This is a genomic window from Anoxybacillus pushchinoensis (genome assembly GCF_900111795.1).
GTDB lineage: Bacteria > Bacillota > Bacilli > Bacillales > Anoxybacillaceae > Anoxybacillus > Anoxybacillus pushchinoensis.
Map to the genome: position 1 here is coordinate 13,296 of NZ_FOJQ01000002.1, position 22,382 is coordinate 35,677.

The 22,382-nt window shown below is 45.3% G+C and carries 27 protein-coding genes; 3 read left to right on the forward strand and 24 right to left on the reverse strand.

Annotated features, from left to right (window positions below; genetic code table 11):
* Positions 1-170 precede the first annotated feature (170 nt).
* From BM213_RS00830 to prfA, 24 genes are all read right to left on the reverse strand, one after another.
* A complete protein-coding gene (locus BM213_RS00830) occupies positions 171-683 on the reverse strand; it encodes a NuoB/complex I 20 kDa subunit family protein (RefSeq protein WP_003396994.1) in 513 nt (170 codons plus the stop codon).
* Positions 674-1,072 carry an NADH-quinone oxidoreductase subunit A gene (locus BM213_RS00835; protein ID WP_091700064.1) on the reverse strand — a complete coding sequence of 133 codons (399 nt, stop codon included), beginning with the start codon at positions 1,070-1,072 and terminating at the stop codon, positions 674-676. The genes BM213_RS00830 and BM213_RS00835 overlap by 10 nt, the downstream gene beginning before the upstream one ends.
* Positions 1,073-1,218: 146 nt before the next feature.
* Positions 1,219-1,623, reverse strand: coding sequence for a F0F1 ATP synthase subunit epsilon (locus tag BM213_RS00840; protein ID WP_091700065.1), 405 nt, complete (start codon positions 1,621-1,623; stop codon positions 1,219-1,221).
* A 23-nt stretch (positions 1,624-1,646) separates the two neighbouring features.
* Positions 1,647-3,068, reverse strand: a complete 1,422-nt coding sequence (gene atpD / locus BM213_RS00845; protein WP_003396997.1) for a F0F1 ATP synthase subunit beta — start codon at positions 3,066-3,068, stop codon at positions 1,647-1,649.
* 28 nt (positions 3,069-3,096) lie between these two features.
* Positions 3,097-3,957 carry a F0F1 ATP synthase subunit gamma gene (locus BM213_RS00850; RefSeq protein ID WP_091700066.1) on the reverse strand — a complete coding sequence of 287 codons (861 nt, stop codon included), beginning with the start codon at positions 3,955-3,957 and terminating at the stop codon, positions 3,097-3,099.
* A gap of 77 nt (positions 3,958-4,034) precedes the next feature.
* Positions 4,035-5,549, reverse strand: coding sequence for a F0F1 ATP synthase subunit alpha (gene atpA, locus BM213_RS00855; protein WP_009360961.1), 1,515 nt, complete (start codon positions 5,547-5,549; stop codon positions 4,035-4,037).
* A gap of 24 nt (positions 5,550-5,573) precedes the next feature.
* The gene (locus BM213_RS00860; RefSeq protein WP_021095061.1) at positions 5,574-6,110 is read right to left on the reverse strand and encodes a F0F1 ATP synthase subunit delta; all 537 of its coding nucleotides are present in this window, start codon (positions 6,108-6,110) and stop codon (positions 5,574-5,576) included.
* On the reverse strand, positions 6,107-6,616 hold the full coding sequence (gene atpF / locus BM213_RS00865) for a F0F1 ATP synthase subunit B (RefSeq protein ID WP_021095060.1): 510 nt from the start codon (positions 6,614-6,616) through the stop codon (positions 6,107-6,109). Before atpF ends, BM213_RS00860 begins: the two co-directional genes overlap by 4 nt.
* 147 nt (positions 6,617-6,763) lie before the next feature.
* Positions 6,764-6,976: a F0F1 ATP synthase subunit C gene (gene atpE, locus BM213_RS00870; protein WP_021095059.1), complete on the reverse strand. Its 213-nt coding sequence runs from the start codon at positions 6,974-6,976 to the stop codon at positions 6,764-6,766.
* Positions 6,977-7,028: 52 nt separating this feature from the next.
* The gene (gene atpB / locus BM213_RS00875) at positions 7,029-7,739 is read right to left on the reverse strand and encodes a F0F1 ATP synthase subunit A (RefSeq protein ID WP_091700067.1); all 711 of its coding nucleotides are present in this window, start codon (positions 7,737-7,739) and stop codon (positions 7,029-7,031) included.
* Positions 7,740-7,745: 6 nt separating this feature from the next.
* Positions 7,746-8,123, reverse strand: coding sequence for an ATP synthase subunit I (locus BM213_RS00880; RefSeq protein WP_091700068.1), 378 nt, complete (start codon positions 8,121-8,123; stop codon positions 7,746-7,748).
* Positions 8,120-8,347: an AtpZ/AtpI family protein gene (locus BM213_RS00885; RefSeq protein ID WP_042535963.1), complete on the reverse strand. Its 228-nt coding sequence runs from the start codon at positions 8,345-8,347 to the stop codon at positions 8,120-8,122. Before BM213_RS00885 ends, BM213_RS00880 begins: the two co-directional genes overlap by 4 nt.
* 151 nt (positions 8,348-8,498) lie before the next feature.
* Entirely contained in the window at positions 8,499-9,650 is a 1,152-nt protein-coding gene (gene wecB / locus BM213_RS00890; RefSeq protein ID WP_091700069.1) for a non-hydrolyzing UDP-N-acetylglucosamine 2-epimerase, read from the reverse strand.
* A gap of 10 nt (positions 9,651-9,660) precedes the next feature.
* Complete coding sequence (upp, locus tag BM213_RS00895; protein WP_003397013.1) at positions 9,661-10,290, reverse strand: uracil phosphoribosyltransferase; 630 nt, start codon at positions 10,288-10,290, stop codon at positions 9,661-9,663.
* 102 nt (positions 10,291-10,392) lie between these two features.
* Positions 10,393-11,628, reverse strand: a complete 1,236-nt coding sequence (gene glyA, locus BM213_RS00900; RefSeq protein WP_091700070.1) for a serine hydroxymethyltransferase — start codon at positions 11,626-11,628, stop codon at positions 10,393-10,395.
* A gap of 72 nt (positions 11,629-11,700) precedes the next feature.
* Positions 11,701-12,270, reverse strand: coding sequence for a TIGR01440 family protein (locus BM213_RS00905; protein ID WP_370642790.1), 570 nt, complete (start codon positions 12,268-12,270; stop codon positions 11,701-11,703).
* Positions 12,271-12,292: 22 nt separating this feature from the next.
* Positions 12,293-12,736, reverse strand: a complete 444-nt coding sequence (rpiB, locus tag BM213_RS00910; protein ID WP_091700071.1) for a ribose 5-phosphate isomerase B — start codon at positions 12,734-12,736, stop codon at positions 12,293-12,295.
* 87 nt (positions 12,737-12,823) lie between these two features.
* Positions 12,824-14,113, reverse strand: a complete 1,290-nt coding sequence (locus BM213_RS00915) for a methyl-accepting chemotaxis protein (RefSeq protein ID WP_425265902.1) — start codon at positions 14,111-14,113, stop codon at positions 12,824-12,826.
* A gap of 17 nt (positions 14,114-14,130) precedes the next feature.
* Positions 14,131-14,565 (reverse strand): low molecular weight protein arginine phosphatase, encoded by a 435-nt coding sequence (locus BM213_RS00920; protein ID WP_091700073.1) that lies wholly within the window; start codon positions 14,563-14,565, stop codon positions 14,131-14,133.
* 105 nt (positions 14,566-14,670) lie between these two features.
* Positions 14,671-15,216 carry a manganese efflux pump MntP gene (locus tag BM213_RS00925; protein ID WP_091700074.1) on the reverse strand — a complete coding sequence of 182 codons (546 nt, stop codon included), beginning with the start codon at positions 15,214-15,216 and terminating at the stop codon, positions 14,671-14,673.
* A gap of 62 nt (positions 15,217-15,278) precedes the next feature.
* Positions 15,279-16,322 carry an L-threonylcarbamoyladenylate synthase gene (locus BM213_RS00930; protein WP_091700075.1) on the reverse strand — a complete coding sequence of 348 codons (1,044 nt, stop codon included), beginning with the start codon at positions 16,320-16,322 and terminating at the stop codon, positions 15,279-15,281.
* A gap of 156 nt (positions 16,323-16,478) precedes the next feature.
* Positions 16,479-17,111: a stage II sporulation protein R gene (spoIIR, locus tag BM213_RS00935; RefSeq protein WP_091700076.1), complete on the reverse strand. Its 633-nt coding sequence runs from the start codon at positions 17,109-17,111 to the stop codon at positions 16,479-16,481.
* Between the two features lie 90 nt (positions 17,112-17,201).
* The gene (prmC, locus tag BM213_RS00940; RefSeq protein WP_091700077.1) at positions 17,202-18,053 is read right to left on the reverse strand and encodes a peptide chain release factor N(5)-glutamine methyltransferase; all 852 of its coding nucleotides are present in this window, start codon (positions 18,051-18,053) and stop codon (positions 17,202-17,204) included.
* Complete coding sequence (gene prfA, locus BM213_RS00945; RefSeq protein WP_004893042.1) at positions 18,043-19,119, reverse strand: peptide chain release factor 1; 1,077 nt, start codon at positions 19,117-19,119, stop codon at positions 18,043-18,045. Before prfA ends, prmC begins: the two co-directional genes overlap by 11 nt.
* Before the next feature lie 247 nt (positions 19,120-19,366).
* Between prfA and adhP the strand changes: the two genes are divergently transcribed.
* The 3 genes from adhP to BM213_RS00960 all read left to right on the forward strand — a co-directional run bounded on the left by adhP (position 19,367) and on the right by BM213_RS00960 (position 22,344).
* On the forward strand, positions 19,367-20,377 hold the full coding sequence (adhP, locus tag BM213_RS00950) for an alcohol dehydrogenase AdhP (protein ID WP_088223570.1): 1,011 nt from the start codon (positions 19,367-19,369) through the stop codon (positions 20,375-20,377).
* A 62-nt stretch (positions 20,378-20,439) separates the two neighbouring features.
* Positions 20,440-21,960 carry an aldehyde dehydrogenase gene (gene adh, locus BM213_RS00955; protein WP_091700078.1) on the forward strand — a complete coding sequence of 507 codons (1,521 nt, stop codon included), beginning with the start codon at positions 20,440-20,442 and terminating at the stop codon, positions 21,958-21,960.
* Positions 21,961-22,014: 54 nt separating this feature from the next.
* Positions 22,015-22,344, forward strand: coding sequence for a DUF779 domain-containing protein (locus BM213_RS00960; protein WP_004893053.1), 330 nt, complete (start codon positions 22,015-22,017; stop codon positions 22,342-22,344).
* The last annotated feature ends 38 nt before the right edge of the window (positions 22,345-22,382 follow it).

A 22,382-nucleotide genomic window follows, 5' to 3' on the forward strand; every position in this document is an offset into this window, starting at 1 on the left:
GCTGCCGCTTTTTTCTTCGCAAGCGCAACATCATCTTCCTGTTCGAGCGTCGGCTCAGTTTGTTTCGCTTGTTCAGCTGCTTGTTTGGCAGCAAGACGCTCTTTTGCTAATTGTTTCGCCCGTTCGGCCGCTTCTCTTTTTAGTTGCTGTAAATCTTTTTCATCGCTCATTTACAGCACCCTCTTTCCTGTTTTTGCTTCATAGCGAATCTTCTCTTTTAACTTATTAATGCCATAAATAAGGGCAGCTGGGTTTGGCGGACAGCCCGGAATATATACATCAACCGGTACAATTTGATCGACACCTTTCACAACGCAATACGATTTCACATATGGCCCGCCTGCTGTCGCACAAGAGCCCATCGCAATGACCCATTTCGGTTCAGGCATTTGATCGTACAAGCGGCGAACAATTGGCGCCATTTTTTTCGTGACTGTACCTGAAACGATCATGACATCTGATTGACGCGGCGACGTGCGGAAGAAAGAGCCGAAACGATCTAAGTCGTAATGGGAAGAGCCGACTCCCATCATTTCAATGGCGCAACAGGCAAGTCCGAACGTAAGCGGCCATAGCGAGTTGCTGCGCGCCCACGCTTTTAGCTGTTCTAATGTCGTTAAAAAGACGTTACGGCGCATTTCTTCCATTTCCTGATCTGATACGTTTAACAATTTTACATCCATTTTAACACCTTCTTCTTCCAAGCATACACAAGTCCAATCAACAACATGACGACGAAAATGAGCATTTCGATGATGGCAAATGCACCGAGCTTTTCAAATGCCACCGCCCACGGATATAAAAATACAGTTTCTACATCAAAAATGACGAACAGCAACGCAAAGATGTAATATCTCACGTTAAATTGCACGCGCGAATCGTGGAATGGATCCAATCCGCTCTCGTACGTTGTTTGCTTCGCTGCATTCGGCGCATGTGGACGAAGAAGACGTCCTGCTGTGAGCGCAACGATCGGAAGCAAAATACCTAAACAAAGGAACACAAAGACGACTACATAACTGTTTACATACACGTTCAACGATGGCCCACCCCTTTGTGACTTTATACACATTTTTCGAAAACGTCATACTATTACGACTGTAACCGATAACATTATATCACTTCTTCACATATGTGTCGATAAAACTTGTTCCAAAAACAAGAAAACACCCCCCTCTTTCTAATAACAAAAAACCCTAAGAGACGATGCTCTTAGGGTTAAAAGTTGCGATTTGCGACATTTAAACGGTTGAGCGCGCGACGTAAAGCTAGCTCAGCCCGCTTATGATCAATATCTTCTTGTTTCGCTTGCAGACGGCGTTCAGCCCGCTCTTTCGCCGCTTTTGCACGCGCCACATCAATATCTTCTGCTCGTTCCGCTGCTTGCGCCAAAATCGTGACACGATCAGGGCGAACTTCTAAAAAGCCGCCGCTCACCGCGACAAACTCTGTCGCGTTTCCTTTTTTCAAACGAACCGCGCCAATCTCTAGCGGTGCGACCATCGGAATGTGCCCTGGCAACACGCCGAGTTCGCCGCTTTGCGCTTTAGCGCTCACCATTTCCACATCCGCTTCATATACTGGGCCGTCCGGAGTTACGACACTGACTTTAATCGTCTTCATGGAAAATCCTCCTCGGTCCCTTATTAAACTTCTACGCCCATTTTTCTCGCTTTTTCAATTACTTCTTCAATACGGCCGACTAAGCGGAACGCATCTTCTGGAAGATGGTCATATTTTCCTTCCAAAATTTCTTTAAAGCCACGAACTGTCTCTTTTACAGGAACGTATGAACCTGGTTGTCCTGTAAACTGTTCAGCGACGTGGAAGTTTTGTGATAAGAAGAACTGAATGCGACGAGCGCGATGAACGACAAGTTTATCTTCTTCTGAAAGCTCATCCATACCGAGAATCGCGATAATGTCTTGCAATTCTTTGTAGCGCTGTAACGTTTGTTGTACTTTGCGCGCAACTTGATAGTGCTCTTCACCGACGATTTCAGGCGAAAGCGCACGAGATGTCGATGCGAGTGGGTCTACCGCTGGGTAAATACCCATCTCTGATAGTTTACGCTCTAAGTTTGTCGTTGCATCTAAGTGTGCGAACGTTGTCGCTGGCGCTGGGTCTGTGTAGTCGTCCGCTGGTACGTAAATCGCTTGGATCGATGTAACCGAACCGACTGCTGTTGATGTAATACGTTCTTGTAATTGACCCATTTCTGTCGCAAGCGTTGGTTGGTAACCTACCGCTGAAGGCATGCGTCCTAATAGGGCGGAAACTTCTGAACCTGCTTGCGTGAAGCGGAAAATGTTATCGATGAAGAACAATACGTCTTGTCCTTGCTCATCACGGAAATATTCCGCCATCGTCAATCCTGTTAATGCGACGCGCATACGTGCTCCAGGCGGCTCGTTCATTTGACCGAATACCATCGCTGTTTTGTTAATAACGCCAGAGTCTTTCATTTCATGGTACAAGTCGTTTCCTTCGCGCGTGCGCTCACCAACGCCCGCGAATACGGAAATACCACCGTGCTCTTGCGCGATGTTGTTAATTAACTCTTGAATTAAAACCGTTTTCCCTACCCCTGCACCACCGAACAAACCGATTTTTCCACCTTTAATATAAGGTGCAAGCAAGTCAACGACTTTAATTCCTGTTTCAAGAATTTCAACTTGTGTTGAAAGCTGTTCGAATTTTGGTGCCGGACGGTGAATTGAATCGCGGCGAGCGTCTGCCGGGATGTCTTCCCCTAAGTCAATCGGCTCCCCTAGTACGTTAAATACGCGTCCGAGCGTCACTTCACCAACAGGAACAGAAATTGGTGCTCCTGTATCAATGACTTCCATGCCACGCACTAATCCGTCTGTCGTTGACATCGCAATTGTGCGTACTGTATCGTCCCCAAGGTGAAGGGCTACTTCTAACGTTAAGTCGATATCGACTTCTTTTTCGTTACGCGCTTTATGTTTAATTTTTAGGGCGTTGTAAATCGCAGGTAAGTGTCCGTCTTCGAACTTGACGTCTACAACAGGACCCATAACTTGAATAACGCGTCCTTTTGCCATCGTTTTCCCTCCTAACTGCTAATCAACCTTATTGCAATGCGTTCGCTCCGGCCACAATCTCTGTAATTTCTTGCGTAATCGCTGCTTGACGGGCACGGTTGTAAGAAAGTGTAAGCGTCCGAATCAATTCTTTTGCATTGTCTGTTGCGTTTTTCATCGCTGTCATCCGCGCAGCATGCTCGCTCGCTTTTGCATCTAGCAAAGCACCGTAAATTAAACTTTCAGCGTATTGCGGCAACAACACTTCTAAAATTTCTTCTTGCGACGGCTCGAATTCGTAAGCTGTCAACTTTTTATCGGATGCTAAGTCCGTTAACGGCAATAGCTTTTTCTCCGTTACATCTTGTTGAATAGGGCTCACGAAATGGTTGTAAAACATATACAGTTCATCAAACGTGCCATCCGCAAACATATTGACAGTTTTGTTCGCAATTTCTTTAATATCCGCAAACGCCGGTTGATCTGGCAAACCGGTAATATGTAAAGCTACCGGGATGTTGCGTCGTTTAAAGAAATTTAAACCGACGCGGCCGATTGCGATGATCGCATATTCCTCTGTTGAACGGTGACGCTCTTGAATCGTTTGGTATACCGTACGGAGCACGTTGCTGTTGTAAGCACCTGCTAAACCGCGGTCAGACGTAATGACTAAATATCCCGTCTTTTTGACTGGGCGCTTCACAAGCATCGGATGAGAAGCGTCATTGCTGCCAAGTGCAACGCTCGCGACGACTTCTTCAATTTTTTCCATGTACGGCGTGAACGATCTCGCATTATGTTCAGCACGGTTTAATTTTGAGGCCGAGACCATTTCCATCGCTTTCGTAATTTGGCTCGTCTTTTTTGTCGTATTAATGCGCGCTTTAATATCGCGTAACGATGCTCCCAAAGGTTTCACCACCTTTTTCGCTCAATTGTTGAAAGGGACGGAACAGCCATGCTGTTCCGCTCTCCACTTTACTTTTGTTACTCGGATACAACAAACGTCTTTTTGAACGCTTCAATTGCTTTATTGAAGTCTTCTTCGTTTGGAAGATCGCCTGTTGTGCGAATATGCTCCATTAGCTTTTGACCGTTCTCGTCCTTATCTAACCATGCATGGAACTCTTTTTCAAAGCGGCGAATATCTTCGACTGGAATATCGTCTAAGAAACCGCGCGTTAATGCATAAATGATCGCTACTTGTTTTTCAACTGGCAGCGGCTCATGTAAACCTTGTTTTAACACTTCAACTGTGCGCGCACCGCGAGCAAGTTTTGCTTGTGTCGCTTTATCAAGGTCGGAACCGAACTGCGCGAACGCCTCTAGCTCACGATATGCCGCTAAGTCAAGACGCAACGTACCTGATACTTTTTTCATCGCTTTAATTTGTGCTGCCCCACCGACGCGCGATACGGAAAGACCGGCGTTAATCGCTGGACGCACACCAGAGAAGAACAAATCAGACTGCAAGAAAATTTGTCCGTCTGTAATGGAAATGACGTTTGTTGGAATGTATGCTGAAATGTCGCCCGCTTGTGTTTCAACGAAAGGTAACGCTGTTAATGAGCCTGCACCTTTTGCATCGCTTAATTTCGCTGCGCGCTCAAGCAAGCGAGAATGCAAGTAGAATACGTCACCCGGATACGCTTCACGACCTGGCGGACGGCGTAATAATAACGAAAGCTCACGGTAAGCTGCCGCTTGTTTCGATAAGTCATCATATACAACAAGCACGTGTTGTCCTTTGTACATGAAGTATTCGCCCATCGTTACGCCCGCATATGGCGCTAAGAATAAAAGTGGAGCTGGCTGTGATGCAGAAGCCGTCACGACGATTGTGTAATCTAATGCACCGTATTTGCGCAACGTTTCAACGACGTTACGAACCGTTGATTCTTTTTGCCCAATGGCAACGTAAATACAAATCATGTTTTTTCCTTTTTGGTTAATGATTGTATCTACTGCAACGGACGTTTTTCCTGTTTGACGGTCTCCGATAATTAACTCGCGTTGGCCGCGACCGATTGGCACAAGCGCGTCAATCGCCTTAATTCCCGTTTGTAATGGCTCATGAACGGATTTACGATCCATAACGCCAGGTGCTGGGCTTTCAATCGGACGTGTTTCAGTCGTTTCAATTGGACCTAATCCGTCTACTGGTTGTCCTAATGGATTTACGACGCGACCGATTAACGCCTCTCCAACTGGCACTTCCATAATACGACCTGTACGACGTACTTCGTCGCCTTCTTTAATGCCTGTGTACGGTCCTAAAATAACGATACCGACGTTGTTTTCCTCTAAGTTTAGCGCCAGTCCCATGACGCCGTTGGCAAACTCAACAAGCTCTCCTGACATGACGTTGTCGAGGCCATGAGCACGAGCGATTCCGTCACCGACTTGAATGACTGTACCGACATCGCTCACTTCGATTTCAGACTGATAGTTTTCGATTTGCTTTTTTATCAGCGCGCTAATTTCTTCCGCTTTGATGCTCATGCATTTCACCCCTATCTATAAATGTTAGCGAGTTAACTGTCGCTGTAATCTTGCTAATTTTCCGCTGACGCTTCCGTCGAAAATGCGGTTGCCGATGCGCACTTTTACCCCACCGATCACATCTTTATCGATGATGTTTGTGATGCGAAGCGTGTCGACGCCGACTTTTTTCGCAAATACTTCTGCAAGCGCCTTCGTTTCGTCTTCCGTTAATGGACGAGCCGAATAAACGATCGCTTCAGCTACACCGCGCGCCTCATTCGCTAGCGTAATGAAAGCATCTACTAAGTCTTCTACAATGTCGATGCGATGACGATCTAAAAGCAACATAAACGTATGTTGCAGTACATTTGAAACGCTTGCAAACGCTTCTTGGATGAGCGCTTTCTTTTTCGCTAGCGCAACTTTCGGATGGTTCAATACAGAAAGAAGCGCTTCATTTTGTGCAAATACTTGTTTAACGACGCGAAGTTCCTGTTCGAGCTGATCAAGAAGCTGTTGTTCTTTCGCAATTTCAAAAAGTGCCGACGCATATCGTTTCGCTACGACCTGTTTGTTCATCGGCGTTCTCCTACCTCTTGAATATATTCGCTAATCAGCTTTGCTTGATCTTGTTCGCTCAATTCTTTTTCAATTACTTTCGATGCAATAAGTACGGATAAGGAAGCAACTTGTTGGCGTAACGCTGCCATCGCTTGTTCTTTCTCTTGCGCGATTTCTTGTTTCGCGACTTCTTTTAAGCGCTCCGCTTCGGCGCGCGCCGCTTGAATGATTTGCTCTTTTTGCTCTTCACCAAGCTTGCGTGCTTCTTCGATAAGCGCTTGCGCTTCTTGGCGCGATTTTTTCATTAATTCACGTTGCTCTTCTGCAAGCTTTTTCGCTTCTTGATGATGTTTTTCTGCTTGCTCGATTTCGTTTGCAATATGCTCTTCACGTTGTTTCATGACGCCCATTAAAGGCCCGAATGCATATTTGCGAAGCAAGAACATGAGCAAGAGGAACATGAGTAATTGGAATGCGATATCACCGCCGTTGAACCCTTGTCCACCAGCGCCTAACACAAACATGTTTACCACCGCGCGTTTCACTCCCTTCAAAAATCGCCCGAATATCGCTCGGAGCGTGTGCGTACGAACATAAAGGAATGGCGAAGGTTCTCGTATGAGACGGACTTCGCCATTATTGAACCGTTTCGTATAAGTTCACTTTGACAATTACATACCCATAACCATGAACGCTACGACAACCGCGATAATCGGAATCGCTTCGACTAGTGCTACCCCGATGAACATCGTCGTTTGAAGTGCTCCACGAGCCTCAGGTTGACGAGCAATTCCCTCTACTGTACGACTGACAATCATACCGTTACCAAATCCTGCACCAAGTGCTGCTAAACCGATTGCAATTGCAGCTGCTAAAGCTCCCATATTTAACTCCTCCTTAAATGCTGTTTTTTGAGAACAAAGTTGTTAATATATTCTAATGGTCATGACTCACTTTGTGAGACATATAAACCATTGTTAACATAGTAAAAATAAATGCTTGAATCGCACCAACGAAAATACTAAACGCTTGCCATACAATTGTAGGAATGATCGCTACAACCGTGCCAGCAAATCCAGTCGCTAGACTACCAGCCAACAATCCTAACAAAATTTCACCCGCGAAAATGTTTCCGTATAAACGGAGACCGAGCGTCAGGGTATTCGCAAACTCCTCAATAATCTTCAACGGGAACAAAAACGGCATCGGGCTGACAAAACCTTCGGCATATCCTTTTAACCCTTTCATTTTAATGCCGTAATAGTGAGACAATCCAACTACCATTGTAGCTAGTGTAAGTGTGATCACAGGATCAGCGGTCGGGGACTTCCACCATAGTTCGTCGTTAATGACGACCGCAAAAGGTAGACCAAGCATATTGGCTACAAAAATATACATAATCAGTGTAACACCTAAAACTTGGAATCTCCCGCCTGTTTGCCAATCCATGTTACTTTTAATAATTCCTTTAACAAAATCCATAACCCACTCAAGAAAATTTTGCATGCCAGTTGGTTTCATCGACAAGTTGCGCGTTGCCAATAAAGCGATGACAAACACAATGACGGATGTGACCGTAATCATCATTACGTTTGACAAATTAAAGGTTAATCCAAACAATTCATACAGAGGAGCTTCATGATGCACCTTTACTCACCTCTCTTCCTCTTTGTTTTTTTGGAAAAAGAAATCTATCATAATGACAACATAAGATGTCATTAATCCTACCACTATCCAAACGATCGACAAGTGTTCTGGATAACGCAACGCAAAAATGGCACCCAATGTAGCGGCCGCCATACGTGAGAGCATGCCAAGTGAAACTACTCGTCTCCCTAGAATAACAGCTCGTCCTAGTCGCTCAACCCTTCTAATGAGCGTCCACGTATTAAATAAGCCGACAATCGTTCCTATAATTAAACTTAAAAATATTTTTTCGTATGACGAAAAACCCCATCCTAATACATAAAGTGCCAACAAATATAGTATGTATGATTTGTGACGTCGCCAATGCTGCTGCAGTTCGTTCATTTTTCCTCTCCTGAAAAAAATGAGCGAATGAGGCGAATCATTGCGTAAACACCAGCCGCTAAGCCGAGCAACAAGCCGACAATTAAAAAGAGCGGTTCGGTACCAAAGTGTTCGTCAACAAAACGTCCTCCAAAAATCCCAACTAAGACGGACCCGACAAGCTGGGAAGATATCCCCGTCATCAAGCCGATTGCCCGAAACGGATGGCGCTCACGTTGCCGCATACGAAAGCCTCACTTTTCATTTTCAGAATTTACTGTATTTTAAAAAAGGTTATCCTTATCCCCTTGTAAGCATACAATAGCGAAAACTCGATGTCAATGCGTTCGGTCACAAAAGTAGGGAAAATTTTTGGTAGAAAAAAGGGATGCGTCATCACATCCCTTTTTCGTGTTGAAATGGCGTCGGCAAAACATCGCTTTGCCCGAAATAATAACGAATCGCTTCGACAATCCGCTTTGATGCCCATCCGTCACCGTACGGATTTGACGCTTTCGCCATTTGGTCATATGCTTTTTCGTCCGTCAGTAGCTCGCTAGCTAACTTGTAAATCGTTTGTTCGTCCGTTCCAGCTAATTTTAGCGTTCCCGCCTCGATCCCTTCCGGACGCTCTGTCGTATCGCGCAACACGAGGACAGGAACACCGAGAGAAGGTGCTTCTTCTTGAACGCCGCCTGAATCGGTTAAAATCATATATGCACGGGCTGCGAAGTTATGGAAATCTACGACATCTAACGGCTCGATTAAATGAATGCGTTCATCGTCTCCTAATATATCATTCGCCAATTCGCGAACGACCGGATTTAAATGAACGGGATAAACAACTTGAACGTCGCGGTAATCGTCTACGAGCCGTTTAATCGCCCGGAACATATTACACATCGGTTCACCGAGGTTTTCGCGGCGATGCGCCGTCAGTAAAATCATACGGCTTCCCGCTACCTTTTCTAAAATCGGGTGGGTATACGTGTCGCGCACCGTCGTTTTTAACGCGTCAATCGCGGTGTTGCCGGTAATAAAAATGGCGTCGTCCCGCTTGTTTTCCGCTCGTAAATTTTCCGCCGCTTTCGCTGTCGGAGCAAAATGCAAATCAGCTAATACCCCCGTTAATTGGCGATTCATTTCTTCTGGAAACGGCGAGTATTTATTCCACGTTCTTAACCCCGCTTCCACGTGCCCAACAGCAATTTGGTTGTAAAACGCCGCAAGGCTAGCGACAAATGTCGTTGTCGTGTCGCCGTGGACGAGCACGATGTCGGGCTTTACTTTTTTCATGACGTCGTCTAAACCAGCAAGCGCTCTTGTCGTAATATCGACAAGCGTTTGACGCTCTTTCATAATGTTTAAATCGTAATGCGGCTGAATGCCAAAAATATCAAGCACTTGATCAAGCATTTGACGATGTTGCGCTGTGACGGTAACGATCGACTCAATGTCCTCGTATTGTTGCAATTGCAAAACGAGCGGAGCCATTTTGATGGCTTCCGGTCTCGTCCCAAAAATCGTCATTACTTTTCGTTTTCCCATTATGCTCACCTTACTTCGTCCCAAACAGACGGTCTCCAGCATCGCCAAGACCTGGGACAATGTAGCCATGATCATTTAGTTTTTCGTCTAATGCGGCGATGTAAATGTCGACGTCTGGATGCGCTTGTTGCACCGCTTCTACCCCTTCTGGTGCAGCAATTAAGCACATAAACTTAATGTTTTTTGCACCGCGCTTTTTTAGCGCATGGATTGCTTCGACAGCCGATCCGCCTGTCGCAAGCATCGGGTCGACAACAATAAAGTCGCGCTCTTCGACGTCTGTCGGAAGCTTCACGTAATATTCAACCGGCTTTAACGTCTCTGGGTCGCGATACAATCCGATATGACCTACTTTAGCAGCTGGAATGAGCTTTAAAATGCCGTCTACCATTCCGATTCCTGCACGTAAAATCGGGATGATACCTAATTTTTTCCCTGCGATCACTTTCGCTCTCGCTTTGCTGACAGGCGTCTCAATTTCAACTTCTTGAAGCGGCAAATCGCGTGTAATTTCAAACGCCATAAGCGTCGCCACTTCTTCGACAAGCTCTCGGAACTCTTTCGTTCCTGTATGTTTGTCGCGAATGTATGTAAGCTTATGTTGAATTAACGGATGATCAAATACGTACACTTTACTCATGTCAGTCGCCCCTTTTTTTCATATGCATTCTTGTAAATTTTACATAAAAACAAACGAGGATTCAACTTACGATTTAAAGAAAAAGGTGCCCCGATGGACACCTTATACGTACAGTGGAAATTTTTCAGTTAATGCGGCAACACGTTGGCGCGCCTCTTCTAATTTTTGCTCATCGTCTTTATGTTTGAGCGCAAGCGAGATGATGCGCGCAATTTCATCCATTTCCTCAAGCCCAAATCCGCGGCTTGTCACCGCTGCTGTACCGATGCGAATGCCGCTAGTAACAAACGGGCTTTCTGGATCGTACGGAATCGTGTTTTTATTGACCGTAATGCCAATATCATCGAGAACTTTTTCAGCGACTTTTCCTGTTAAACCGATGGAACGTAAGTCGATTAACAACAAATGATTGTCTGTGCCGCCAGAGACGAGCGTAAACCCTTCAGCCGTTAAAGCTTCGGCTAGACGGTTAGCATTGTTCACGATATTTTGGGCATATGTTTTAAAGTCATCTTGTAACGCCTCGCCGAGCGCGACTGCTTTCGCGGCGATGACGTGCATAAGCGGACCCCCTTGAATGCCTGGGAAAATCGCTTTATCAATTTGTTTCGCAAACTGCTCTTGGCACAAAATCATTCCTCCGCGCGGACCGCGTAACGTTTTATGCGTCGTTGTCGTCACAAAATGGGCGTAAGGAACAGGGTTCGGGTGCAAACCTGCCGCCACAAGCCCCGCGATATGCGCCATGTCAACCATGAGATATGCGCCCACTTCATCCGCAATTTCACGAAACTTCGCAAAGTCAATCGTGCGAGGATATGCGCTTGCCCCAGCAACGATCAATTTCGGTTTATGTTTTAATGCTTTTTCGCGAACGTCATCATAGTTAATGCGATGCGTTTCTGGATCGACGCCATATTCAACGAAATTGTACTGTATACCGCTAAAGTTCACCGAGCTTCCGTGCGTTAAATGCCCTCCGTGCGACAAATTCATGCCAAGCACTGTATCCCCGTGTTGTAAAACTGTAAAATAGACAGCCATGTTCGCCTGTGCCCCTGAATGCGGCTGAACATTTGCATGCTCCGCTCCGAACAATTGTTTTGCACGTTCGCGCGCAAGCTCTTCTACGACGTCAACATGTTCACAACCGCCGTAATAGCGACGGCCTGGATATCCTTCAGCATACTTGTTCGTTAATACTGATCCTTGCGCTTCCATCACCGCTTCACTAACGAAGTTTTCCGATGCAATCAATTCAATTTTCGTTTGTTGTCGTTTTAACTCATCTTGAATAGCTTGAAATACTTGCGGATCTTGCTGTGACAAGCGACTCATTGACAATCCTCCCCTAAAGTGTGAATATTCTTTTTTATCTTAACACATTTTCAAATGAAAAAGTGAACAAATTTAACCGATCGAACATGATTTGTTCGCCTTTTCTTCTGAATAGACGGCGCGTTCGCCTCCGATGAGCTTCGGTCTCGTTTTCGCAAATGTAACGATCGCATGTCCGATTTGCTTAATCGATGTGCGGACAGGAACCGCCACATGTTTTAAATGCATACCAATTAATGTAGCACCGATATCAATGCCAGCATCTGCTCGAATATGTTCAACGACAACAGGATCATGAAGTTGCGTATATGCGTATGCCGCCATTGCGCCACCCGCGTTGCGAACAGGAATGACGCTCACAATTTCCAGCTGCTTTGTCACAGCGGTTTGTCGTTCCACTACTAATGCCCGGTTTAAATGTTCACAACATTGAAACGCAAGCTGCACTCCTGTTTCATCGCGCCATTGTTTCAGTTCTTGAAACAACATCGCCGCCACATCCATCGTTCCCGCTGTTCCGATTTTTTCTCCAATGACTTCACTTGTGCTGCAACCAATGACGACAACGTCATGATTCGTTAGCGGCACTTGCGCACGAAACTCAGCAAGCGCCTTTTGCCATTGACTACGCCATTGTTCCATGTCCGTCACGATACTCCCACCTTTATTGCTCGTTTTCATAAGCGGAAATTTTTTGAATGCGTTTTTCGTGACGACCTCCTTCAAATGGGGTTGTCAGCCATACTTTGGCAATTTCGCGCGCCAATCCCGGTCCGATGACGCGTTCGCCCATCGCTAATATATTGCTGTCGTTATGTTCGCGCGTTGCCTTTGCGCTAAATACATCGTGAACGAGCGCGCAACGGATACCTTTCACTTTGTTTGCCGCAATGCTCATGCCAATACCTGTTCCGCAAATTAATATGCCGCGGTCAAATTCGCCATTCGCCACTTTCTCTGCTACTGGCAACGCATAATCTGGATAATCAACAGACGTTTCACATTCACAACCGAAGTCTGTATATTCGATGCCCATTTCATCCATTAGTTTTTTAATTTCCTCGCGAATGCGAATGCCTCCATGGTCTGATGCGATTGCTACTTTCATGTTTAAACCCCTCCTTGTTTGTGTAAAGAAAAAACCGTCTCTTTTCATTTTAACGATTCGAGACGGTCTTTTCACCATTTATTATACTTATAAACGGAAGCGAGCAATCGTTTGTTTTAATTTTTCTGCTTGTTCTCCAAGTTCCGTCGCCAGCTCGCGCATGCTTTCAATGACAACCGTTTGTTCTTGCGTAGCCGCCGTCACTTCTTCCGCACCAGCCGATGTTTGTTCGGCGATCGCTGCCACTTCTTGCGATTGAATAGATGTTTGTTGAATATATTTCGTTTGTTCATCTACAAGTTGGGCAATTTGTTTTACGGCTTTTGCGACTTCATGAATGGATGCGCTCATATGGGAGATCGCTTCATTCGTTTCGTTTCCTTTTCTCGCTTCGTCATTCGCTTTCTTCACTTGCTCTGTAATTTGTTGAACGACGTTTGCTACTTCATGTTGAATGTTTTGAACGAGTTCAGAAATACCTTGTACTGCTTTAGCGCTTTCATCTGCCAGCTTTCTTACTTCTTCCGCAACGACCGCAAATCCTTTTCCGTGCTCCCCTGCCCGCGCCGCTTCAATGGAAGCATTTAACGCCAATAAATTTGTTTGTCCGGCAATATCTCCGACGAGGGAAATGATTTGACCGACTTCTTTCGCATGATCTTCTAAACGACGTACAACATCGAGCGACGATTCGTTGTTTTTCGCTAATTGTTGAATGCCAGCGATGAGCGAACCGATGACGCGACGGCTTTCTTCAAGCTTTGTAACCATCTCGGTCGACAGTTTTTCCGATTGCATCGCTTTTTGTTGCACGTTTCCTGCGATCGCTAATACATCTTCTACTGCTTCCGCTGTCGTTTGCATCGCCACCGCGGAATTATCCGCTCCTTTTGAAATTTCATCAATCGTGCGCGCAATGTTTTCCGCTTGTTCCGCCGCCACTCGAGACACGTTTGTCATCTCGACAACTTTTTCATTCGTGTGGGAAAAATTTTGTTGAATGTTTTGCACCATGTCGCGTAAACTGCGCAACATGTCGTTAAACGCAAGCGCAAGCGAACGAATTTCATCATCCGACTTTGGCACAGGTACATCTTGTCCAATTTCACCTTCTGCTGCTTTTAACGCCGCTTGTTCAAGCTGAGAAAGCGGTTTCGTAATGAACCGCGCCGCATAATATGCCAATACACCAGACCAAAAAATACCGAACAATAGCGTTAAAATGGTAAACGTATTTTCCCCAAACGGAAGCCATTGTTTGACGTAGTCATAGAGCACATAAATGTAAAAGGCGCTCGTTGAGTACGTAATGATCGCTAATACAGTTGTGAAAATGGCTAACTTTTTTTGTAAGCTAAATGTGTATTTTCCCCCCATCATACATCCCCCTTGCGTTATAGCTTTTCATGTAGCTTTTCAATCGCTTGCTCGAGCTCATCGCGCGTTTGACGGTACACATCGATCGAAGCGCCGAATGGATCGATGACATCTTTAGCGTCACCGAGAAATTCGTTTAACGTAAACGTTTTTCCTGCTGCTTCTGGAAAGCGCGACAGCACATGTTGTTTATGACTTTCGGTCATCGTTAATATGTACGTCGCCCAGTCAACATGCTCTTTCGTCAATAACGACGATTGATGCTGAATATGAATCCCCTTTTCAGCAAGCACCGCTTTCGCATGTTGTGACGCATCGCTTCCGTCAAACGCAAAAACGCCCGCTGACCTCACTTGCACATGCGGTAGCTGCTTATGCTTAAGCAGCGCTTCTGCCATCGGACTGCGGCATGTATTTCCTGTACATACAAATAAAACGTTCGTTTGGCTCACAACGTACACCTCTCATCATTTCCCTCATGTTTACTATTATTATAAAATAAGCAGTAGGACAAAATATAGACTAAATGAAAGAAAAAAGAACTGGAAAATCCCAGCTCATAACGGAAATAATAGTTTACAAGCAAACAAAAGCAAAATGGCTCCGCCTAACGCCTCGCTATATGTACCTAGCCAACGTTGAAAGCGACGCCCAAGAAGCAACCCTATCCACGTTAACACCATGCTCGTCAAGCCGAATGCGGTCACAGCGAGCACCATTTCCACCCCATAAATCCCTAAACTCAACCCGACGGAAAAACTGTCAAGGCTAACGCTAAACGCAAATAAAAACAAACCGATGCCAACAGGCCTCAGCCAACGTTCTTGTTCATGATGGAAGGAAGCGATGACCATTTGCACACCGAGAATAAACAACAATGCTCCTCCGATATATGTCGCTGCATGCCCTAATTGAATAGATAACAACCGACCGATCGTCATCCCAGCTAAAGGCATGACAACATGAAAAAAGCCTACCGTTGCTCCAATATAGGCAATTTGCTTCAAACGAAGCTGAAGCAATCCCATGCCGAGGCTGACTGAAAATGCATCCATCCCCAACGCAAATGCCATCATCGCTAATGTGATCATTTCCCCAACCATACGAATGCCTCCTTAGGACGTGCCCTCACGTTAACATATGCACACCCTAAGGAGTTTAGACATCATTTTTCCATCATTTGTTGATAGCCAGCTGCCTTTAACAATCGATTCATAATAGCGACCCCGATGCCTTCGTTCGGAAACGCCTCGCTATAAATGAAATGTACATGTGTTTCATCAAACGCTCGTAACGCGTCATAAAGCTGTTTTGCAACCGTTCGTAAATCGCTCCGTCGTCCGCACGCAATAACGACATCAGCTTCATACGTATCGCGCTGCTCTTCCGTCGTCAACACTCCTACAGTGAATCCACTCGCTCGTTTTTCATTCACAACTTGTTGTAAAAATGACGGTGAGCCGTACACAACAATGAGTGGAGCTTTCGGGGCGTAATGTGTATATTTCATCCCTGGAGATTTCGGCACAGCCTCTTTTTCCACAAGTGCGCGGTCGATATCCACAGCTCCGATCACCCGTTCAATTTCTTCTTTTGTCACACCGCCCGGCCTTAAAATGGTCGGGATGGCTGACGTGCAGTCTATAACCGTTGACTCAACTCCAACACCTGTCGCTCCCCCATCGACAACAGCTGCAATCCGTCCATCTAAATCATCAAGCACATGTTTCGCCGTCGTCGGACTCGGCCTTCCTGAACGATTCGCACTCGGTGCAGCAATAGGCAAACCGCTCGCTTGGATAAGGGCAAGCGCGATCGGATGGTTCGGCATGCGCACCGCAACCGTATTTAACCCTGCTGTTACGCGCGGAGAGACAGCATCTTTTTTCGGCAAAACGAGCGTGAGCGGACCCGGCCAAAAATGATCCATTAACGTATATGCGACAGACGGAATGTCACAAGCAACATCGTGCAGCTGTTCCTTCGTCGCAATGTGGACAATAAGTGGATTATCGCTCGGTCTCCCTTTCGCTACAAAAATGTTTTCCACAGCTGCTGTGGACATGGCGTTCGCTCCAAGACCATATACGGTTTCTGTCGGAAAAGCGACAAGCTCATCTCGCTTCACATACGAAGCGGCTTCTATAATCTGTGGATAAGTGCTTAAATCATCCACATTTTTATCCACAAAAAATATGCGTGTCTTCAACGTTTTCACCTCATAAACATTCGAGTTGTTCGTTTTTTATCCTTGTTGGACAACCGTTTCTTCAATTGAGTATAAAAAATTGTCACAACATACACAATAATTGTCCACAAATTGTGAATAAGTTTCTTCTTTTTGTTGATAAGTTTGTGGATATATTTATTGCATCAGCTTTTTCCATACTTCCGCAACGAAAAATTTCACTTCTACTTCCTGTTCATCGTCAACAACGCGCGGAGTTGCGTCCGTTTGTACAGCTTCTTCTTGTTGTTCATTTCGTTTTTCCACAGAACGAACCGCTTCACCTGTGGAAAAGTCGAGAAAACAGAGCGGCGGAAATAAAACGCACCACCAATTCGCTCCTTCACCCTTGCCGAGTGTAATTAATACTGCATCATACTCCCCGGCAGGATACATGTACGATCCATATATTTTTGTCGGAAACGACACGCGTCCGAACGTTACTGTATACGATTGGTCGCTCTTCTTTTCGCGAACAATGCGCGCAACGGTTTGTTCAATTTCCGGTATATGTTCGGCAATTACTCGTTTTGCCTCTTCAAATGACGTTAAATCGCTCACCCATGTTGTAATTTGATCGTTTACCGCATCGCGAACGGCACGTTTTAACGCTTGATCAGCTGGTGCATCGCTATTTGCTAAAATGCGTAGCCGCACCGCTTCATTTGGAATGACAACATCTCCTTGCCCTTCCGTTTGTTGTCCATATATCGTCACAATCGCACCAATCATCACCATTGTTATATATACCATCATAACGTATTTGTTCATCGTTTACCTCCCCTTTCTTGTTATGCATTGTAACCAGGGGAGAAGCGTTATAAACTATGAAAATAAAAAAATATAAAAAAACTTCCGATGTTACTCGGAAGCGAGATCAGCGATGACGATGCGCTCCTTGCCGTTTATATCACACATCACATCCACACGCGCAGAAGGAAATGCATGTTGCAACATCGCTTGAACAGCTCGACCTTGACCGTGACCGATTTCAAATGCAATAAGTGCTTGCGAGGTAACTACATGTGGCAATTGTTCCATCAAGCGACGATAAAACAACAAGCCGTCTTCGCCACCGACAAGTGCACGGAGCGGTTCTTTTTGTACGACGGGCGATAGCGTCGAAATTTCGTGCGATGGAATGTATGGCGGATTGGAAACGACGATATCGACCGTTATCCCTTTTTCGATGATCGGCTTAAGTAAGTCCCCTTCGAGCCAATGCACGTGAGCGCCAAGCTTTTCGGCATTTTGTTTAGCCACTTCGAGCGAGCGGACGGCAATATCAATGCCATACACTTGCCATGTTGGCCGCTCTAACGCCAACGTAATGGCAATCGCCCCGCTCCCTGTTCCGACGTCAACTAGGCGAAGGGGCTGCTCGGTCGTACGTGCAAGTACGTGGGCGACGAGCTCTTCCGTTTCTGGACGCGGAATGAGTACGTGTTCATTCACAATAAACGTTCGTCCGTAAAACTGTTCATACCCGATTAAATATTGAATCGGTATATGTTCAAGCGCATGTTTTTTTACATCGGCGATAAATGTTTGCTTGCTCATTTCATCAATTGGCTCACGCAACGAAGCAAATAATTGCGCGCGCGTCATGTGCAAATGGTGGCGCAACAACCATTCTGCAGCCGTTTCTTCTTTGCCGTGCTCTCGGAAAAAAGAAGAAGCCCATTGAAGGACTTCATATATTTTACTGCTCATTGTTCGCTTGCTCCAATTTTTTCGATTGATCGTCTAAAATGAGCGCATCAATAATTTCGTCTAGCTTTCCTTCTAACACTTGATCAAGCTTTTGAATCGTCAAGCCGATGCGATGATCGGTCACGCGGTTTTGCGGGAAGTTGTATGTGCGAATGCGCTCGGAGCGATCTCCTGTTCCAACGGCTTGTTTGCGCGTTTGATCATACTCCGCACGCGCTTCTTGTTGGTATTTATCGTAAATGCGCGCACGCAATACTTTCATCGCTTTTTCTTTATTTTTAATTTGCGACTTTTCGTCTTGGCACGAGACGACAATTCCTGTTGGAATGTGCGTTAAACGAACCGCTGACATCGTCGTGTTGACGCTCTGTCCACCCGGGCCACTCGAAGCAAACGTATCGACACGAATGTCTTTTTCGTTAATTTCAATTTCGATTTCTTCCATCTCCGGCAAGCACGCTACCGTCGCTGTCGACGTATGGATACGTCCGCCTGACTCCGTCTCCGGTACGCGCTGGACGCGATGGGCACCGTTTTCGAACTTCAGCTTCGAATACGCTCCTTTTCCTTGAATCATAAAAATGATTTCTTTATAGCCGCCAAGTCCTGTCGGATGTGCTTCAATGACTTCTGTTTTCCATCCTTGCGACTCGGCATAACGCGTGTACATGCGGTATAAATCGCCTGCAAAAAGCGCTGCTTCCTCTCCACCTGCCGCTCCGCGAATTTCCATAATAACGTTTTTATCATCGTTCGGATCTTTCGGAAGCAACAATACTTTTAGCTTTTCAACAAGCTGCTCTTCACGCTCTTCTAGTTCGCTAATTTCTTCTTTCACCATTTCGCGCATATCTGGATCGAGCTTTTCTTCAAGCATCGCTTTCGCATCCGCAAGCTGCTCACGCACCGCTTTATATTCACGATACGTTTGGACAGTCTCAGCTAAATCGGATTGCTCTTTTGAGTAATCACGCAACTTTTTCGGATCATTTAACACATCTGGATCCATTAATAGTTCATTTAATTTTTCATAACGGGCTTCTACCGCTTGTAAACGGTCAAACACAATATTCACCCCTATCCATGTTCCATACACAGTCTAATTTATAATTGTACTACATTTTAATGAAATAAGAAAGTCCATTTAAAATTGTTACAATTTTGTGAACGAAATATCGTTTATTCGGGAAAAATGGACAAAAATTCGGCAATATATATTAATTTATGCCTATTTTCATAGTTAATTAAAGTTGGCATGATTTTTGCTTGAATAATATGCGAACGAAAAATTTTTTAAAAGGGGAGCTGGAGAAATGAAAGCTGCAGTCGTTCACGGGTTCAAACAAAAGCTAAGCATCGAAGAGGTAGAAAAACCAAAGTTAGGGTACGGTGAGGTACTTGTCAAAATCGAGGCTTGCGGAGTATGCCACACCGATTTACATGCGGCTCATGGGGACTGGCCAATTAAACCTAAACTCCCTCTCATCCCCGGTCATGAAGGAGTTGGAGTCGTTGTCGAAATAGGAGAGGGAGTCAAAACGATAAAAATTGGTGATCGGGTTGGTGTTCCATGGCTATATTCAGCGTGTGGGGAGTGTGAATATTGCCTAAGTGGACAAGAAACACTTTGTCCACACCAATTAAATGGCGGCTACTCAGTAGACGGTGGATATGCGGAATATTGCAAGGCCCCAGCAAACTATGTAGCAAGAATACCTGAAAATCTAGATCCGGTAGAAGTCGCACCTATTCTTTGCGCTGGGGTGACCACATATAAAGCTTTAAAAGTATCGAATGCCAAACCAGGTGACTGGGTTGCCATTTACGGGATTGGTGGGTTAGGCCATATCGCTTTACAATATGCTAAAGCCATGGGGTTCAATGTTGTTGCTGTAGACATTAGCGATGAAAAAATAGAACTCGCAACAAAATTAGGAGCAGATATTGCTGTTAACGGACTAAAAGAGGATCCGGTAACGGCAATCCGTGAAAAAGTGGGCGGGGTTCAGGCTGCTATTAGTGTTGCTGTGACAAAAAAAGCTTTTGAACAAGCTTATCAGTCTGTTAAGCGTGGGGGGTGCCTTGTTGTTGTGGGCTTACCTAACGATGAATTACCAATACCGATTTTTGATACTGTCTTAAATGGTATTACAGTAAAAGGATCGATCGTAGGAACAAGAAAAGACATGCAGGAAGCATTAGATTTTGCGGCTCGAGGGAAAGTTCGTCCAATCGTGGAAGCGGTTCCGTTAGATAAGGTCAATGAAGTATTCGAGAGAATGGAGAAGGGACAGATCAACGGACGTGTTGTTTTAACTTTGTAAAAATCATAAGGGAACGGGGACACCATCCCCCAATCTAAAAGTTTAAAAGGGGAGGAATTTACATGATTTACGCCCAACCGGGACAACCTGGTTCACTCATTACATTCAAAAAGAGATATGAAAATTTCATCGGTGGGGAATGGATCCCGCCAATAGATGGGGAATATTTTGAAAACATTTCACCTGTTACTGGACAAGTATATTGCGAGGTCCCTCGTTCAAAAGCTGCTGATATTGAATTAGCACTCGACGCAGCTCATGCAGCGAAAGAAGCATGGGGACGTACATCTGTTGCTGAACGGGCGCGTCTGCTCAACAAAATCGCAGACCGAATGGAAGAAAACTTAGACATGCTTGCCGTGGCGGAAACATGGGAAAATGGAAAGCCGATTCGTGAAACACGTGCGGCTGACATTCCTCTAGCTATTGATCATTTCCGCTATTTTGCCGGCTGCATTCGCGCTGAGGAAGGCACGTTGGCAGAGATTGACGCGGATACCGTCGCTTATCATTTTAAAGAGCCGCTCGGCGTTGTCGGACAAATTATTCCATGGAATTTCCCAATTTTAATGGCGGCTTGGAAACTCGCACCTGCTTTAGCTGCTGGCAACTGCGTTGTACTAAAGCCAGCTGAACAAACACCGACATCGATTCTCGTGCTGATCGAACTCATTCAAGATTTACTACCAAAAGGCATTGTGAATGTCGTCAATGGATTTGGTCTTGAAGCTGGCAAACCGCTCGCTTCTAACCCACGTATCGCAAAAGTTGCCTTTACCGGCGAAACGACGACGGGACGTCTCATTATGCAATACGCATCTCAAAACTTAATTCCGGTCACACTTGAACTTGGGGGAAAATCACCAAACATTTTCTTCGCCGATGTCGCTGCGAAAGATGACGAATTTTTTGATAAAGCGCTTGAAGGATTTACAATGTTCGCTCTAAACCAAGGGGAAGTTTGTACATGCCCTTCGCGTGCATTAATCGAAGAATCCATTTACGATGTATTTATGGAACGAGCATTAGAGCGAGTCAAACAAATTAAACAAGGCAACCCGCTCGATACGAGCACAATGATCGGTGCTCAAGCCTCGTCCGAACAGCTAGAAAAAATTTTGTCATACATTGATATCGGTAAACAAGAAGGAGCTGAACTTCTCATCGGTGGCGAACGCAACATGTTAGAAGGGGATTTACAAGGTGGTTATTATATGAAGCCAACCGTCTTTAAGGGACATAATCGGATGCGTATTTTCCAAGAAGAAATTTTCGGTCCCGTTGTTTCCGTCACAACGTTTAAGGATCAAGATGAAGCGTTATCGATTGCCAATGATACATTATACGGACTTGGTGCCGGAATATGGACGCGCGATATAAATACCGCATACCGATTTGGTCGCGGCATTCAAGCTGGACGCGTTTGGACGAATTGTTATCACACTTATCCGGCTCATGCAGCGTTTGGTGGATATAAAATGTCAGGAATCGGTCGTGAAACGCACAAAATGATGCTCGAACATTATCAACAAACGAAAAACTTACTTGTTAGCTATTCGCCGAAAAAACTTGGATTTTTCTAATCGTTCAGGCAGCGTCTCAAAAGCGCTGCCTTTTTTGAAAGGAGCTGATTGTGCATGCAACCGAAAGTAGTAGCGACCGAAGCTGCGCTACAACTTATCGAAAAATTAAAAGAAACATACGGTCCGCTTATGTTTCATCAATCTGGTGGTTGTTGTGATGGAAGCTCACCGATGTGTTATCCACAAGGGGAGTTTATCATCGGGGACTCAGACGTATTGCTTGGCGAAATCGGAGGATGCCCATTTTATATGCATGCTGCTCAATACGAATATTGGAAACATACGCAACTAATTATTGATGTTGTACCTGGCCGCGGTGGCATGTTTTCACTTGAAGGGCGCGAAGGAGTACGTTTTTTAACAAGGTCGAGGAGACTTAATTAGGAACACACTCTTTTGTGACGTTGTTATGCTTATTGTAC

Bases quoted from the DNA above. Each gene is read 5' to 3' on its own strand.
- glyA (WP_091700070.1), bottom strand. From the start codon at position 11,628: ATGAGTCGCTTGTCACAGCAAGATCCGCAAGTATTTCAAGCTATTCAA.
- BM213_RS00860 (WP_021095061.1), bottom strand. From the start codon at position 6,110: ATGAACAAACAGGTCGTAGCGAAACGATATGCGTCGGCACTTTTTGAA.
- BM213_RS00960 (WP_004893053.1), top strand. From the start codon at position 22,015: ATGCAACCGAAAGTAGTAGCGACCGAAGCTGCGCTACAACTTATCGAA.
- rpiB (WP_091700071.1), bottom strand. From the start codon at position 12,736: ATGAAAGTAGCAATCGCATCAGACCATGGAGGCATTCGCATTCGCGAG.
- prmC (WP_091700077.1), bottom strand. From the start codon at position 18,053: ATGAGCAGTAAAATATATGAAGTCCTTCAATGGGCTTCTTCTTTTTTC.
- upp (WP_003397013.1), bottom strand. From the start codon at position 10,290: ATGAGTAAAGTGTACGTATTTGATCATCCGTTAATTCAACATAAGCTT.
- BM213_RS00925 (WP_091700074.1), bottom strand. From the start codon at position 15,216: ATGGTTGGGGAAATGATCACATTAGCGATGATGGCATTTGCGTTGGGG.
- adhP (WP_088223570.1), top strand. From the start codon at position 19,367: ATGAAAGCTGCAGTCGTTCACGGGTTCAAACAAAAGCTAAGCATCGAA.
- BM213_RS00880 (WP_091700068.1), bottom strand. From the start codon at position 8,123: ATGAACGAACTGCAGCAGCATTGGCGACGTCACAAATCATACATACTA.
- BM213_RS00840 (WP_091700065.1), bottom strand. From the start codon at position 1,623: ATGAAGACGATTAAAGTCAGTGTCGTAACTCCGGACGGCCCAGTATAT.
- atpA (WP_009360961.1), bottom strand. From the start codon at position 5,549: ATGAGCATCAAAGCGGAAGAAATTAGCGCGCTGATAAAAAAGCAAATC.
- atpE (WP_021095059.1), bottom strand. From the start codon at position 6,976: ATGGGAGCTTTAGCAGCTGCAATTGCAATCGGTTTAGCAGCACTTGGT.
- wecB (WP_091700069.1), bottom strand. From the start codon at position 9,650: ATGGGAAAACGAAAAGTAATGACGATTTTTGGGACGAGACCGGAAGCC.
- spoIIR (WP_091700076.1), bottom strand. From the start codon at position 17,111: ATGAACAAATACGTTATGATGGTATATATAACAATGGTGATGATTGGT.
- BM213_RS00835 (WP_091700064.1), bottom strand. From the start codon at position 1,072: ATGTGTATAAAGTCACAAAGGGGTGGGCCATCGTTGAACGTGTATGTA.
- BM213_RS00830 (WP_003396994.1), bottom strand. From the start codon at position 683: ATGGATGTAAAATTGTTAAACGTATCAGATCAGGAAATGGAAGAAATG.
- atpD (WP_003396997.1), bottom strand. From the start codon at position 3,068: ATGGCAAAAGGACGCGTTATTCAAGTTATGGGTCCTGTTGTAGACGTC.
- adh (WP_091700078.1), top strand. From the start codon at position 20,440: ATGATTTACGCCCAACCGGGACAACCTGGTTCACTCATTACATTCAAA.
- BM213_RS00885 (WP_042535963.1), bottom strand. From the start codon at position 8,347: ATGCGGCAACGTGAGCGCCATCCGTTTCGGGCAATCGGCTTGATGACG.
- atpF (WP_021095060.1), bottom strand. From the start codon at position 6,616: ATGTTTGTGTTAGGCGCTGGTGGACAAGGGTTCAACGGCGGTGATATC.
- BM213_RS00905 (WP_370642790.1), bottom strand. From the start codon at position 12,270: ATGGAACAATGGCGTAGTCAATGGCAAAAGGCGCTTGCTGAGTTTCGT.
- BM213_RS00915 (WP_425265902.1), bottom strand. From the start codon at position 14,113: ATGGGGGGAAAATACACATTTAGCTTACAAAAAAAGTTAGCCATTTTC.